The sequence below is a fragment of the Pantoea sp. X-Soil-YNGN-775 genome, from assembly GCF_059730575.1.
Genome location: NZ_AP035945.1, coordinates 2,893,198 through 2,908,545, shown reverse-complemented (window position 1 = coordinate 2,908,545; position 15,348 = coordinate 2,893,198). Strand labels below are relative to the sequence as shown.

Sequence of the window (15,348 nt, the reverse complement as noted above, 5' to 3'; positions counted from 1 at the left end):
TGAAATACCTGAATATGATAAATAAGCAGCGGGCAAACCCGACCGGAACAGTAAGATTATTCTTCAGATTAGGCTCTGGTTATTGTCAATGTGAACTATCTGATGAAAAACCTCCTCAAAATACGCTTTTTACGACGCGTCTTAAGCCCGATTGAAACGTATCGGCGGTATTATCGATTTAATTCTGAATAGATTCAGCATCGTGCTGCTGGGTTCAGAAAAAGTCATGCCCAGGATGGCAAAGGCAAGGGTATAAATTGTATTACGAAGGATTGATAACATAATGAGAAACAACCAGATACATATTGCGGTGGTGAACAACAGCAAGATCGTTGAAGCGGCGGAAGTTAATGCCGATACCAACGCACTATTGACTACAGTACAGCCCGTCATTGTAAAAGCGATTGCAGGGGGCAAGTATTTATTAACCGAAGATGAAAACGGTACGGCACCTGAGAATATTACTGTCAAACGGGTAGGCCACAACCTGTGGATCTGTTTTGAGGGTGAAGACCTGGATCACCCAGGCCTTATTATTGAAAATTTTTACGACTATGACGGAGAAGTGATCGGTAAAGGCGAGGACGGCAGCTATCACGAATATATCGCTTCCGATGCGCGTGACGAGCATGAAGCCGCGGCCTTACTGAGCGGCGACTCGTCGGCCCTGGTGCTGGGTAGTGATAACGTTGTCGGCGTGGGGGCATTGGTTGCGCCGGTGGGGATGGTCAGCCCGGTCTGGATGGGGTTGCTTGGCCTGCTCGTTGCGGGTGGGGCTGTGGCTGCATTAGCGGGTGGCGGTGGCGGTGGCGGTGGCGGTGGCGATAACAGCGGCGGCAGTGACGCGGGCAGCAGCACCGGAGTGACCGATGAGGCTGCCGTGGCACCTGTGGTCGTGGTGCCACCTGCCACTCAGATTACGCAGGTGAGTGACGATGCGGGAGCGGTTCACGCCTCCGTCGCCTCCGGCGGCCTGACTGACGACAATACGCCAACGCTTACCGGAAAATCTGACCCGAATGTCACCATCGTTATCTATGATAACGGGAACAAAATCGGTGATGCGGTGACAGACAGTAACGGCGTATGGGTATTTACCCCGACCACGCCGCTGGCAGATGGTGCGCATAGCTTCACCAGCGTGGCAACGGATGCCAGCGGGAACAGCGGCGCGCCATCCGCACCCTGGGATGTCTCTATCGACGCGACCGCCCCGGATGCGCCGTTTATCAACGCCATTAATGATGATGTGGCCTCGACTACCGGCTCCATCGCCAGCGGCGGCGTCACTGACGATAATACGCCTACTCTTTCCGGGCAGGGCACACCGGGCGATACCATTACCATCACCGATGGCGGGACGCCAATCGGCACGGCCATTGTGGACGGTAGCGGTAACTGGACCTTTACGCCGGATACGCCACTGGCGGATGGCGAACACGATCTGGCGGTGACGGCGACCGATCCGGCGGGCAACGTCTCTGCCCCCTCCGTCGCTTATCCCATTATTGTGGATACCACGGCGGAGATCGAAGGGGCGCCACTGTTGACGGATGATGTCGGCAAGGTAACCGGCACGATCGCCAGCGGTGATACCACCGATGACAATCTGCCCGACTATAGCGGTAAAACCGAACCTGGCGCTGAGGTGATTATCCGGGATAACGGTGCTGAAATTGGTCGCGTGACGGCAGACGATGCGGGGAACTGGAGCTTTACCCCTGAGACTCCGCTTGCCGATGGCGAACACAGCTTCACCGCGCAGCCGGTGGACGCCGCCGGGAACGTTGGCGACGAAAGCGCGCCAACCGATTTTATCGTCGATACGGTGCCGTTAGCCGTGGCTATCGTGAATGTCACCGATGATGTCAGTCCGATCACCGGGGATCTCACTTCCGGGCAGGCTACCAATGACGCCACGCCGACACTGAATGGCACCGCCACGCCAGGGGTGACGGTAAACATCTACGACGGGGGAACGCTGCTGGGTACTGTGGTCGCCACGCTGGCGGGAGAGTGGACGTTAACGCCATCCGCCTCTCTTGCGGAAGGCGAACATAACTTCACCGCCACGGCTTCCAGCCCCGCCCAGGGAGAGACCGATCCCACGCCGGTATTTGCCATTACCATTGACACCACGCCGCCCGATACGCCGGTCACGGATATCAACGATGATGTGGGGGTAACTGTCGGCTCCGTTGCGCCTGGGGGCGTGACGGATGACAACCTGCCAACCCTGAGCGGCACCGGCACACCGGGCGATACCATCACCATCACCGATGGTGATACGCCGCTCGGCACGGCCATTGTGGATGATACGGGCGCATGGACCTTTACGCCGGATACGCCACTGGCGGATGGCGAGCACGATCTGGCGGTGACGGCGACCGATCCGGCGGGCAACGAATCGGCTCCCTCCGTCGCTTACCCCATTATTGTGGATACCACGCCGGAGATCGAAGGGGTGCCACTGTTGACGGACGATGTCGGCAAGGTAACCGGCACGATCGCCAGCGGTGATACCACCGATGACAATCTGCCCGACTATAGCGGTAAAACCGAACCTGGCGCTGAGGTGATTATCCGGGATAACGGTGCTGAAATTGGTCGCGTGACGGCAGACGATGCGGGGAACTGGAGCTTTACCCCTGAGACTCCGCTTGCCGATGGCGAACACAGCTTCACCGCGCAGCCGGTGGGTGCCTCCGGAAACGTTGGCGACGAAAGCGCGCCAACCGATTTTATCGTCGATACGGTGCCGTTAGCCGTGGCTATCGTGAATGTCACCGATGATGTCAGTCCGATCACCGGGGATCTCACTTCCGGGCAGGCTACCAATGACGCCACGCCGACACTGAATGGCACCGCCACGCCAGGGATGACGGTAAACATCTACGACGGGGGAACGCTGCTGGGTACTGTGGTCGCCACGCCGGCGGGAGAGTGGACGTTAACGCCATCCGCCTCTCTTGCGGAAGGCGAACATAACTTCACCGCCACGGCTTTCAGCCCCGCCCAGGGAGAGACCGATCCCACGCCGGTATTTGCCATTACCATTGACACCACGCCGCCCGATACGCCGGTCACGGATATCAACGATGATGTGGGGGCAACTGTCGGCTCCGTTGCGCCTGGGAGCGTGACGGATGACAACCTGCCAACCCTGAGCGGCACCGGCACACCGGGCGATACTATCACCATCACCGATGGCGGGACGCCAATCGGCACGGCCATTGTGGATGATACGGGCGCATGGACCTTTACGCCGGATACGCCACTGGCGGATGGCGAGCACGATCTGGCGGTGACGGCGACCGATCCGGCGGGCAACGAATCGGCTCCCGCCACCGTTATTCCCATTACCATTGATACCCTGGCTCCGGATGCGCCGGTTATTACGGATGTGGTGGATGATGTGGATGCCCTCACCGGTGCCGTTGCGGAAGCCGGGCTGACCAACGATGCCCAACCGGCTATCAGCGGAACGGCTGAGGCGAACAGCACCGTCACGGTGTATGTTGATGGCAACGCAGTGGGCACCACCACGGCCAGCGATACCGGCAACTGGACCTTTACGCCAGAAATGGGGGTGGCAGACGGCACGCATCAGATTACCGCCTCGGCGGCCGATGCGGCGGGCAATATCAGCGGGCTAAGTAATACCTGGTCTGTCGTGGTTGATACGGTGAGTGAAACGCCGGTCATTACTACCGCAACCGATGATGTTGCCGGGATTCTGGGAAATATCAGTAACGGCGGACTGACCAATGACAACCTGCCGGTAATCAACGGTACGGCAGAGCATGACAGTAGGGTTTCCATTTACATCGACAGTGTGATGGTCGGTACTGTGCAGGCTGACGCCACCGGTGCCTGGGCTTATACGCTGGATAACCTCCTGTCTGACGGCGAACATCAGTTCTCCGCCGTTGCCGTGGATGCCGCCGGGAATACCAGCAGCCAGTCGGCGGCATGGGGATTAACGGTGGATACCGTTGCGCCCACCTCATCCATTCTTTATGCCTCCGATGATGCAGGTGCAGATTCAGGGTTGGTCTACGATGGAGAAGCAAGTGATGACTCGCGTCCAACCTTCATCGGTAATGCCGAGGCGGGGAGTAATGTCACCATATTTATCGATGGCGTAGAGGCGGGTACCACCATCGCGGGTAATAAAGGTACCTGGTCCTACACCCCCACCAACGATCTTGAGATTGGTCAGCACACCGTTGAAGTCCTGGCCACTGATGCGGCGGGTAACAGCAGTGAGAAAACCCCTGTCTTTACGGTATCAGTAGCGGCATTAGAGCCATTAGAGGCACCTTTAGTGGAAAACCTTACTGCTGCCAGCGAAGCTCCTGCAACCGGGGTGCAAACATTCCCGACTCAACGGGTAAGCTCAGACCCGACGGCGGCGGAAGAGAAACTCTCTCTGAACCTGACCGATCACCATGACATGAACTTATCGGTGAATGCAGAGACAACCCAGGGTAACGGGGCGGCAGAGATGCAGTGGAGTAAAGGGGATATGCTGTCCAGGGCAGATGTCCTGATCCCGGAGCAGGAGTTCTGGCAGTTTGACGATGCCGGTACGGTTCAAAAAGGGGAAGCGAGCAAGCCGGGTGAACCACAGGGCACCGATAATGCTCTGCCGGTAGCGGATCAGCACCTCAGTGAGACAAGCGGAGATCACTACAGCGCCTTACAGCCCACGGGTAGCGATCTTGCTCTGCTTCTGCAACAGGGGGGCGTGATCCACTGACGCATTCTCTTATCGCTGGACGTTAATTTACCCTTAACCGTATTGACCGGGTGCCTTACAGGGCACCCGTGGAGGAGTCATGAAAAAAGCTGGTCTACATCTGTTAATTACGCTGCTGGCAGGTGCTGCACTCTGTAGCAACGCCGCCCAGGCGCGTAATGCGATGGGAAAACAATATGCGCCGGTATCCGCCGTATCGCCGTCTCAGTCTCAGGTTGTTTATTATCGTGCTGAAACAGGCACCCCTGACGGTGCGGCACATGTTTATGTGGATGGGGAGTTTCAGACAGCGTTGCTGCCGGGTGGGTACAACGTATTCTGCCTGACACCCGGCAGCCATACGCTGGGAAGTTACATCAAGGATGCGCCCGCTTATGCTGGAAAAAGGGCGCAGCCGTGGTCGGTGACGCTGGAGGGAGGCAAAACCTATTTTATGCGTATAGATAAAGGGAGCGCGCAGCAGCCGGAGAGGATTAATCGTATGCAGGCGGAGCAGGAGTTAAGCCCGATGCATCAGCAGATCCATACGCTGTCCAGAGTGTCATCGGTGGTGAAGTGCCAGGCTCCGACAGCCCAGGAATAAACCGGTTCTGACCAAGCCTGACGGTTTCCATCGCCGTCAGGCTATTTACCCTTATTTAGCTGAGCTTCAGATGCTCGGCATATTTAAATAGTTCCAGATCGGAGCGTAACCCTAATTTACGCAGGGCAGTCTGCTTCTGGCTGCTGATGGTTTTACGGCTGCGTGAGTATTTCGCGGCGATCTGCATCAGTGTCATACCTGCCAGGTAACAGCGAATAACTTCAGTTTCTCTCGGAGAGAGATCGCGCTTTAACACGCTGATATTTGCCCCCTCCTGCCATAGGCCATTCTCGCTTTTCCCATCCGCTTCCAGAAAACGGTCAAGCTGCCGCTGCATCTCCTCAGTAATAAAGGTTTTTTCGCATCTGACCTGGCGGATGGCGTGAACCAGCACGTCGGTATCTTCATTTTTACTGACGTAGCCCCGCACGCCGGCATGCATCACCAGCTGGAGGATGGCCGGGCTGGCGATAGAAGAGTAGATAAGTATTTTTAATTGGGGAAACTGCGCGCGCAGATATTTGATAAGGTATAACCCGTCAATCTCCTCGCTACCGAGCTGGTAGTCCAGTACCAGAAGATCAACTTTTCGGCTCCTGAGAATAGCGATGATATCGCGACGATTGCCATAAACCCCGATTAGCTCCAGCCCCTCTTTACCCGCAAGGATGGATTGTATCCCTCTGCATACAATGGGCTGCTCATCCAGAACGGCGATGCGGAGCTTTATCAGTGATTCGCTTTTTTTTATCATAGAAGGCCATTCACTCCGGCGGTGAGTCAAAGTCATAACATATCCGGGCCTGCTTTCTCCTTTTATAAAAAGCAGAATTGATTACAGGGCTTTTTTTATACATCCATCATTGGGAGCATGCTGATAAAGCTCAGCGGCTCTTAACATCGTAAAGGTGACAATCTTCTTTCCAGCCACAAAAACATTAACGACATTAGCTTCGTTGTTTTGTGTACCACGCCAGAAGGCATACCACTGTCCATCTCCCCAGCCAGATTTCGCGCTAATGTGATAGCTTTTTTCCCCCGTACTCAGCATGATAATTTGATTACTTGAATCGTATGATTGAGTACCGATATAGAGATATAAAATGCGTTCGCCAATGAGGTTGGGGGACGACGCATTAAATGCCGTCTCACAGGAAAAGTTAAGCACATTACCCAGCGGATCTTCGACGATATATTCGCGCGCGCCTTCCTCCTGCACTAAAAACCACTCATTGCGCTTTGCGATGGCTGTGACAGACACGAAAAGGCAAACCACAAAGCCTGACAGGTAAAGAATACGATGCACAGATATTCCTCCACAAAAAGTGAAATATTGAGTTCTTCTGTTTTATTGTGGAGAGTAATGCAGATTATCAGGATTAAGCCGCAACGTTAACCTTAAGGCAGTAAGCTGCTTTTCAGGATGGGTGCCAGCAAAAGAGAAGCCCCTTCTAATCAGATTATTGGTGTAATACCCATTGTATTTAAACGCCCAGATGATAATGAGCATTATCGCCCCGGCACCCAGCGTGTAGAGGCCCAGCAGGAATGTTGCCAGCATAAAGGTGATAAAAGTCCGGAAATCTCTGCGAAGGAGCGCCGGGAAGGGGCCAAAAAAGAGCGTTGTCCATGAGAAGCCATAAAAACCTGCCGTCCATTCACTTGTCCGGCGATTCTCCATTCTGATCTTTACCGCCATAACTTATCCTTAAGAAATACGATTTATAAAATTTTGCCACAGATAGCAAATCGCCCGGATGCTTTTTAACAAAATTTATCCACAGGAACAATATCCAGAATCTGAATTTTATAGCAGACGAATTATTTTGTGGTCATATGGAACTCGCTTAGGAATATTCGTTGTCAGATTGATAATGACGTTAGATATCCTTTTTAAATTCCCTGTGCGCATAAGAAAATACTGAAAAAATCATTACCAACCCACCAGTTCTGGATCGGCATACTCCATTTTACGACGCATCCTTGATCGCCAGATAAATAACCTGACGTACCGCATTATCTGCCGGGAACATGTGGCATTTTTTTATCACCGCACGGAACACGTCGTTCGGTGCTTCTATCGATCTTGTGGTGTAAAGTGCAGATATCAGTTGCATCCCTGCGCTGCTGGCGCAGTGTAATTTGATGGCTGAATGACTGCCTGATGAGAGCGGATATTTCGTTTATCGGTTGCTGGTGGAAAAAATAACATAGCGAGAAAATGACGTCCGGCCTGTGGCTGGGTGTATTTGGTGCTGCCCTTTTTCTTTTCTGTAATGGTGGCAGGGATAGCGGTGTTATCAGAATATTCGCATCCCACACCATTGCAGCATAAGCCTGTGCTCGTAAGGTTCCGAATGAGCGCTTTTTCTTTTTCCCGGCAAACCGATACTTCATGCGCCAGTACTTTGAACCGTTAGTATTGACCATGAGATAGAGTCCTCCGCCATCAGCGGGCTTACAGGCTTTGTCTCTGGGTTTTGCAGTCTCGTCCTGACGCGCATTTAAGGGCATTTTGGGGCGTCGTTTTTCATTGAACAGGATAAGCCCCCAAACGTTTATTGATTCACGTTGAAATGGGTAGGTATCAGTTGACGTCGCATAGCCAGAATAGAGGGGTTGTCGCTGATTATAAGGGGTGTATTTAATTGGGTAGACGTCAGGAGAGGTGTACATCATGTTTTGCGGCAATGAGCGCAGAGGCGACCATCGCAGGCAGTTATAGCGCTGCACCGCACTCAGCGACTGTCCGTTGTCGTGTGGTGTCTGACGGCGGTCAGATAACAAAAACCTCGCCGCAGCGAGGCCATTTGCAGCACAGGTGATTACTGCAGGGCGAACTGCCATGAGCCCATCGGCTTGCGCACCAGCGTCATGGTTTTTTCCTCGCCATCAATCACCACATAATACTGTTCATTTACTTTGAGGCCTCGGGGAAAGGATTCATTGCCCTCATAGCGAACGGTGATTTTGTTGCCGAATACCTCTGCATCAGCCTGCTGACCAAACTGGGGCAGAGTAATTTTCTTTTTCACACTTTCGGTCCTCGTTTTGATCGATCGGGGTCGAAACCCACACTGTTTTACTCATTTTTGCGGCGGGGCTGTCGTCAGCACAATGTTTCACGCTCCTCTGCAGCGTCTCCTTATCCAGCATGGCTGTGGTCTGCGGCTTTTTCAATCTGGCTTTTTACTTCGCCAGGCCTGACCGGGTTCACGGCTGACATTTTCTCTTTTCGAATGAGGGTAACGGCACGCAACGGAGGCGTTCAGGGCACGGCAATATCTTGGGGTGCAGCAGCGCCTGACCGGGCTCTGGCGTCACGCTGAACCTGCCTCGCACCGCAGTCTGAACAGCAGAATAAGTTGCTGACACTGAGTACAGAAGCCAGAGCGTAGCCGCGGCTTTTTTCTGCGCCTGACTCCGGGCATTGTCCGGTCCATTACATCGGGCATTGCTCCCGCACTGCGATCGGTATGGATCCGGACATTGCTGCACCTGTCAGCCGAAATAAGGTCATCTCTGTCGCTAACCCTTCCCATCACTTCGCCCTGCCCAGAATGCCAGCATTTTCCTCAATAAGTCACGACGAACGGTTACATCTCCTCCTTTTTGGGTACATAAATAATATTAAGCGCTGTTTAAGTAAAAACAAAAAATTCACTTTCAATGCAATGATGAACATTCCATTTACCGCTACGCGGCCCGGCTCTCGTAGTTACATAAATATTACAGTCTCATATGAAGAGTGAAAGTGACGATGCTTTATACGATTTTAAATGCCAGGTTACAGTAATCGGCTGGCGTACATCCTTACCTCATGCGGCCTGCGCACGGTTTCTTTAGAAAATTCTTATAAATCATGATGATGATCTGTTTTTGTTAAAACCCATTCTTGTAATCTTTAGTTACATCTTTTCATTTCCAAACGCCGATGCAATGTTTCTAAACTTCGTCAATGAGGCGTTGTCCGAAATTAATGCCTTTCATATAAAACCTCAAAACAGGTGTCATGCTCGCTGATGAATGGAATCTGCCCGATTTTTGACTCACGTCCTCGGGTAGCGTAAACGGGGAAGGGGTTATTTAAAGGTAAGTCTTTCTTATTAATTTTTCAGTGGCATTAACCGTTTCTATTACTTCGTAGAACAGGGACAGCCATGTCTAACTCCTATCAGTCCGAAATCCCCAAAGCCCGCGTAAATATCCGGCTCAGCCTGCACACCGGCGGGGCACAGAAAAAAATCGAACTCCCGCTCAGGCTGATGGTTATCGGCGATTACAGCAATGGCGCAGAGCAACGCCCGGTATCGGAGCGTGAAACCGTCAGCGTCAATAAAAACAACTTCGACAGCGTGATGACAGGATTCACGCCTGCCGTTCACCTGTCAGTCGAAAACACCCTGGCCGGTGACGGCAGCGAAGAGAACGTCAGCCTTTCCTTCAATGAAATGAAAGATTTCGAGCCGGAACAGGTCGCGCGTCAAATCCCGCAGCTGCGGGCCATGCTCGCCATGCGCAACCTGCTCCGCGACCTTAAAGCCAACCTGCTGGACAACGTGACCTTCCGTAAAGAGCTGGAAAAAATCCTGCTCGACCCGACGCTCAGCGCTGAATTACGCGGTGAGTTATCTGCTCTGGCACCGAAACAGCCGTAACGGTCACCCCGGTTTAACGGATTAATGAAGGAAATGCTGATGTCTGTAAAAAATGAGAATGGCGCGGGTGGCGAAAGCATCGTGCTGGAACGCCCGGAAGCCGGTGGCGTGTATGCCGCCCTGTTTGAAAAAATCAACCTGAACCCGGTCTCTGAACTGAGCGCCCTGGATATCTGGCAGGACAGCCAGGCGATGTCCGATGCCACGGCTGACGAGCGACTGACCGCCGGGATGCAGGTGTTTCTTGAGTGCCTGACAAAATCGGGTTCAAAAGTTGAAAAACTGGATAAAACGCTGATTGACCACCACATCGCCGGGCTTGATTACCAGATAAGCCGCCAGCTGGATGCGGTAATGCATCATGAAGAATTCCAGAAAACAGAAAGCACCTGGCGCGGGCTGAAGTCGCTGGTGGACAAAACCGACTTCCGTCAGAACGTCAGAATTGAGTTACTTGACCTGTCGAAAGACGCTCTGCGTCAGGATTTTGAGGACGCGCCGGAGATTATTCAGAGCGGATTATATCAGCACACCTATACCGCAGAGTACGACAGCCCGGGTGGCGAACCCATTGCCGCGCTGATTTCTGCCTATGAATTTGACGCCTCGGCGCAGGACATCACCCTGCTGCGCAACATCTCGAAAGTGTCTGCCGCAGCGCACATGCCGTTTATCGGCTCTGCCGGTCCGCAGTTCTTCCTGAAAAGCTCAATGGAAGAGGTGGCGGCGATTAAAGATATTGGCAACTACTTTGACCGGGCCGAATATATCAAATGGAAATCCTTCCGCGAAACCGACGACAGCCGCTATATCGGGCTGGTGATGCCGCGCGTGCTGGGGCGCCTGCCTTACGGTCCTGACACCGTGCCGGTGCGCAGCTTCAATTACACTGAAGAGGTGAAGGGGCCGGATCACGATAAATACCTGTGGACCAATGCTTCGTTTGCGTTTGCCGCCAACATGGTGAAAAGCTTCATCAACAACGGCTGGTGCGTGCAAATCCGGGGTCCGCAGGCCGGCGGCGCTGTGCAGGATCTGCCTATCCATCTGTACGATCTCGGCACCGGTAATCAGGTGAAGATCCCCTCAGAAGTGATGATCCCGGAAACCCGTGAGTTTGAGTTCGCCAGTCTCGGTTTCATCCCGCTGTCGTACTACAAAAACCGCGATTACGCCTGCTTCTTCTCCGCCAACTCCACCCAGAAACCGGCGCTGTACGACACGGCAGATGCGACAGCCAACAGCCGCATCAACGCCCGTCTGCCGTATATCTTCCTGCTGTCGCGTATCGCGCACTATCTGAAACTCATTCAGCGCGAAAACATCGGCACCACCAAAGATCGCCGTTTACTCGAGCTGGAGCTCAACACCTGGGTACGCAGTCTGGTGACTGAAATGACCGATCCGGGCGACGAGCTGCAGGCGTCACACCCGCTGCGCGATGCAAAAGTGGTGGTGGAAGATATCGAGGACAACCCCGGTTTCTTCCGCGTGAAGCTGTTTGCCGTGCCGCATTTCCAGGTGGAAGGCATGGACGTCAATCTGTCGCTGGTTTCCCAGATGCCGAAAGCGAAATCGTAAGCTAAGGCAGGAAGCCAATGAAAACGGAACAACCATTATGGGGCAGGGGCCAGATGATCTCTCCCCAGCACTTCCAGCAACAGGCCGCGTATGCGGCCTGGTCTGCGGAATGCATCGCCCGACTGGGTTTATCACAGCCCTGGGGAGTGATAAATGTCGCTTTCGAACCGGAAGCACTGAAACTGGGCCGTCTGCAGGCTCGTCATCTGCATGTCCGTTTTCAGGACGGTACGCTGATCGATACCGACAATGCCGACGCGCTGCCGCCGGTACTTTCGCTTGAAGGCGCTTCGCATGAGGAGCAGGTGGTTCTGGCTCTTCCGCTGCTGCGGTCGAATGGCGGCAACTGCCTTAAACCTGACGGCGTGGCCGAGCGCCCCGTTCGTTATCGCCAGCGCTGGCGGGATGTCCGCAACACCTTTGGCGAAGACATCCGCCAGATCGCGGTGATGCAGCCAGAGCTGACGTTGCGCTTCGCCCATCAGAACAACAGCGATTACCTGACCTGTCCGGTCGCCCGTCTGCAGCAGGATTCACAGGGGAGCTGGGTGCCCGATGAAACCTGGCTTCCGCCGCTGCTGGCTCTGCAGGGCAGTCGCTGGCTGGTAACACAGCTGGAACAGCTGATGACGCAACTGCGCGCTCGTCTGAGTCGGCTGATGGATATGCGCCGGGAAAGTAACGAGCGCATGGCTGATTTTGCCGTGGCCGACGTGTCCCTGTTCTGGCTGCTCAATGCCCTGAACAGTGCTGAACCGGTGCTGGGACAGTTTCAGCGCCACCTGCAAAGCCCGCCTGAGCGTCTTTATCCTGAGCTGGCCCGGCTGGCTGGCAGCCTGCTGACCTTCTCGCTGGAGCACCAGGTGAGCGCCATCCCGGTCTGGCAGCATGAGCAGTTGAATAACGTCTTCCCGCCACTGTTTGATCTGCTGGGCGACCTGCTGGAAGCCAGCCTGCCGTCGCGGGTGGTGGCGATTCAGCTCGAGCACGATGCCCGACTTCACTTCTGGCAGGCTCGTCTGCATGACCCACGCCTGCGCGAAGGGGCTGATTATTACCTCTCCGTGCGATCGCCGATACCCGTGGCACAGCTGCAGGAGCAGTTCACGCGTCAGTGCAAGGTCGGCAGCCCCGATCATGTCAGGAGTATCGTTAATTCATCACGGGTGGGCGTACCTCTGACGCCACTGCGCCATGTGCCGGCAGCGATTCCACTGCGTCTGGAAAATCAGTATTTCAGCCTTGATGCCTCTCATCCGCTGGCCATCGAAATGCTCCAGGGCGGCACCTGCATGTTTTACGTTCCTGGAATGCTCGGCGAGCCTGAACTCGAACTCTTCGCGGTACTGAGAACATGAGTGATCGTAAACGCGGTAGTAGTGCAGCTGTTGATATCGACATGTTGCTTCAGGACACCTTGCTGCAGGTGATCAGCCTGCGTCACGGCCCGCAGTTTCAGGACGGTGAAGGCCGGATACTATGGGATCGCTGTATTGCTGATGTGGAGCGCGTGCAGCGTGAGCTTAAAGCAAGTGAACTCGATGAAGCCAGTTGTCAGCATATTCTCACCGCGCAGTGTGCGCTGCTTGATGAGGTGGTCAAAGGTCGCGGTGTGGAGGATGACGCCTGTGTGCAGTGGTATGACATTCCGCTGCAGGGATATTTTCTCGGCACGATGGACGCTGGTGACACGCTGTGCGATCGGATGCGCGATGTGCTGCGTGAACCGGTGCCTGACCACGCTGTTGTGACCTGTTTCCAGCGGGTGATGATGGTGGGGTTCCTTGGTAGTTTCCGCTCTCTGAATGACCCGGAACGCCAGAAACTCGTTACTGCACTCAGTGAACATGTCACGCCATTCAGCTATCCACAAAACCATCCGGTACTGGCGGAAAGTCGTACTGGATCAGCAATGGGCGGCTGGCTGGCGTCATGGCCGGTGCGTATTGGCCTGAGCGCGGTGGCGATCGCCGCGCTCTGGTGGGCACTGGATCACTGGCTGGATCAGACGCTGCTGACCCTGTTGCCGGGAGTCGTGAAATGAGTCCTGCACAACAGCGCGGGCTTGCGATGTGGGCCGCGCTGCTGAGTGCAGTGGTCTGCCTGGGATTTCTGCCGCTCTCCCGACAGGTTTCTGTGCTCGCTCTGCTGGCGGTATGCGGGCTTATCGTGGCGTTCTGGTATCTCAACAGTCGTGGTACGGAGCACGATGACACCCTGCATCTGGACGATCTACCTGAAGCCACTTACCGTCAGCCGGTAGTGCTGGTCTGTGGCGATCTGCCGCTGGCCTGGCCTCATCAGTCACCGGTGCTCACGGTCACGCAGGGGTGCTGGATCCGCGTCGGAGACCCTCAGAATCTGGAGCAGACCGCCCGTCAGGTCCTGCGGCTGCGCCCTGACTGGGGACGTCAGTTGTCGGTGATGGTCACTGTCTGCCCGCAGAAGCACGCTGACAGTGAGCGACTTACCCGCTGCCTGCTGGCCCTGCGCTGGCAAATCAGCCAGCTGCGTAAGGAAACCGGACTCTCCGTACCGCTGGTTCTGAACGGTCAGATCGGTAGCGCGATGACAAATGACCTGCTCTGGCAGGCGGCTATACCGGGTGAAGGGGTCAGGGTCTGGCGCGAGTCTTTAGCACCGAACTCAATCGCCGCATGGGTCACCACCGGCGGTACACCAGCGCTGCAGCAACAGGTGCTGATCAACAGCCTGATGAGCTGGTTCCATCAGCACGTCAAGGCCGTCTTTATGGATGAGAATCCCGATGTTCCGGTCATCTCACCCACGGCGGTGCTGTGGGGAACAGGCCCGACCCTTGCCGGAAGTCTGGCAGCATCGGCCTGGACAGCATGGTTGTCCCGCCACACCGCTCTGCAGCAGGTAGCTGGCTGGCAGCCGGTGGGCAAGGACAGTACGGTGAACTCCCCCTTGCCGGATTTTATCCTGCCGCTGCTGCCGGCAGGGCGGGGATTAACGCCTCAAGGGCGCACCTGGCGTTATGCGCTCGGGATTTTCACGCTGGCGGCCATTGCCGCGCTGCTCAGTAGTGGCTGGAACAATCGCCAGCTGCTGCAGCGTGTGAGCTTCGATATTGCCCGCTATGACCGCATACCGATGAATGATTTCGGACCTAAAGCCGACGCCGTTGCCGTCCTGCGTGACGATGCGGCACTGCTGGATGGTTGGGCGCGCAATGGCGTACCGGCCCGGCTTAGCCTGGGCCTGTATCAGGGTGAGCGTCTGCGACTGCCGGTGCTGGATGCGATCCGCTCGTATGTGCCTCCGCCTCCGCCTCCGCCGCCTGAACCGCAGCCGAAACCCAAACCGGTACCGAAAATTGTGCAGCTCGACAGTATGTCGCTGTTCGATTCCGGCAGGGCAGAGCTGAAGGCAGGCTCCACCAAAATGCTGGTGAACTCGCTGGTCGGCATCAAAGCGAAGCCGGGCTGGCTGATTGTGGTGGCCGGCCATACCGATAACACCGGCAATCCGCAACTCAATCAGACGCTGTCCCTGAACCGTGCCGAAGCGGTGCGCAACTGGATGCGTGACACCGGCGACGTGCCGGAAAGCTGTTTTGCAGTGCAGGGCTATGGCGCAGACCGTCCCGTAACGACCAACGACACGCCGGAAGGCCGCGCGCTTAACCGTCGTGTTGAAATCAGTCTGGTACCGCAGGCCGATGCCTGCCGAATTCCAGGCAACACCAACGTGTCATCGCAGGATGGTGACGCGCACGACTATAAAATGGAGAAATAACA

At 55.2% G+C, this 15,348-nt stretch carries 11 protein-coding genes and 2 pseudogenes; 7 read left to right on the top strand and 6 right to left on the bottom strand.

Annotated elements, in window-relative coordinates:
- Nucleotides 1-283: 283 nt before the first annotated feature.
- Together AC6I8I_RS13555 and AC6I8I_RS13550 are read left to right on the top strand one after the other, a co-directional pair.
- Nucleotides 284-4,762 carry an Ig-like domain-containing protein gene (locus AC6I8I_RS13555; RefSeq protein WP_497827964.1) on the top strand — a complete coding sequence of 1,493 codons (4,479 nt, stop codon included), beginning with the start codon at nt 284-286 and terminating at the stop codon, nt 4,760-4,762.
- A 79-nt stretch (nt 4,763-4,841) separates the two neighbouring features.
- Nucleotides 4,842-5,345, top strand: coding sequence for a hypothetical protein (locus tag AC6I8I_RS13550; RefSeq protein ID WP_497827963.1), 504 nt, complete (start codon nt 4,842-4,844; stop codon nt 5,343-5,345).
- Nucleotides 5,346-5,400: 55 nt separating this feature from the next.
- Here AC6I8I_RS13550 and AC6I8I_RS13545 read toward each other — a convergent pair whose 3' ends face one another.
- From AC6I8I_RS13545 to AC6I8I_RS13520, 6 genes and pseudogenes are all read right to left on the bottom strand, one after another.
- Nucleotides 5,401-6,135 carry a response regulator gene (locus AC6I8I_RS13545; RefSeq protein ID WP_497827962.1) on the bottom strand — a complete coding sequence of 245 codons (735 nt, stop codon included), beginning with the start codon at nt 6,133-6,135 and terminating at the stop codon, nt 5,401-5,403.
- 45 nt (nt 6,136-6,180) lie between these two features.
- Nucleotides 6,181-6,651 carry a YfjT/YkfB family phage-associated protein gene (locus AC6I8I_RS13540; RefSeq protein ID WP_497827961.1) on the bottom strand — a complete coding sequence of 157 codons (471 nt, stop codon included), beginning with the start codon at nt 6,649-6,651 and terminating at the stop codon, nt 6,181-6,183.
- A gap of 42 nt (nt 6,652-6,693) precedes the next feature.
- Nucleotides 6,694-7,044, bottom strand: a complete 351-nt coding sequence (locus AC6I8I_RS13535) for a hypothetical protein (RefSeq protein WP_497827960.1) — start codon at nt 7,042-7,044, stop codon at nt 6,694-6,696.
- Between the two features lie 194 nt (nt 7,045-7,238).
- Nucleotides 7,239-7,447, bottom strand: a pseudogene (locus AC6I8I_RS13530) (hypothetical protein); the annotation flags it as partial.
- Nucleotides 7,448-7,697: 250 nt separating this feature from the next.
- Nucleotides 7,698-7,859 (bottom strand): annotated as a pseudogene (locus AC6I8I_RS13525) (Arm DNA-binding domain-containing protein); the annotation flags it as partial.
- A 311-nt stretch (nt 7,860-8,170) separates the two neighbouring features.
- Entirely contained in the window at nt 8,171-8,380 is a 210-nt protein-coding gene (locus AC6I8I_RS13520; protein WP_497827959.1) for a hypothetical protein, read from the bottom strand.
- A gap of 1,125 nt (nt 8,381-9,505) precedes the next feature.
- On the opposite strand from AC6I8I_RS13520, the gene tssB reads away from it, so the two are divergent.
- The 5 genes from tssB to AC6I8I_RS13495 are packed head-to-tail and all read left to right on the top strand — an operon-like array spanning nt 9,506 to nt 15,346.
- Nucleotides 9,506-10,003 (top strand): type VI secretion system contractile sheath small subunit, encoded by a 498-nt coding sequence (gene tssB, locus AC6I8I_RS13515; RefSeq protein ID WP_497819884.1) that lies wholly within the window; start codon nt 9,506-9,508, stop codon nt 10,001-10,003.
- A 33-nt stretch (nt 10,004-10,036) separates the two neighbouring features.
- Nucleotides 10,037-11,584: a type VI secretion system contractile sheath large subunit gene (gene tssC / locus AC6I8I_RS13510; protein WP_497827958.1), complete on the top strand. Its 1,548-nt coding sequence runs from the start codon at nt 10,037-10,039 to the stop codon at nt 11,582-11,584.
- A gap of 17 nt (nt 11,585-11,601) precedes the next feature.
- Nucleotides 11,602-12,942: a type VI secretion system baseplate subunit TssK gene (gene tssK / locus AC6I8I_RS13505; RefSeq protein WP_497827957.1), complete on the top strand. Its 1,341-nt coding sequence runs from the start codon at nt 11,602-11,604 to the stop codon at nt 12,940-12,942.
- Nucleotides 12,939-13,628 carry a type VI secretion system protein TssL, short form gene (gene tssL / locus AC6I8I_RS13500; protein WP_497827956.1) on the top strand — a complete coding sequence of 230 codons (690 nt, stop codon included), beginning with the start codon at nt 12,939-12,941 and terminating at the stop codon, nt 13,626-13,628. The genes tssK and tssL overlap by 4 nt, the downstream gene beginning before the upstream one ends.
- Nucleotides 13,625-15,346 (top strand): OmpA family protein, encoded by a 1,722-nt coding sequence (locus AC6I8I_RS13495; protein WP_497827955.1) that lies wholly within the window; start codon nt 13,625-13,627, stop codon nt 15,344-15,346. The genes tssL and AC6I8I_RS13495 overlap by 4 nt, the downstream gene beginning before the upstream one ends.
- Nucleotides 15,347-15,348 lie beyond the last annotated feature (2 nt).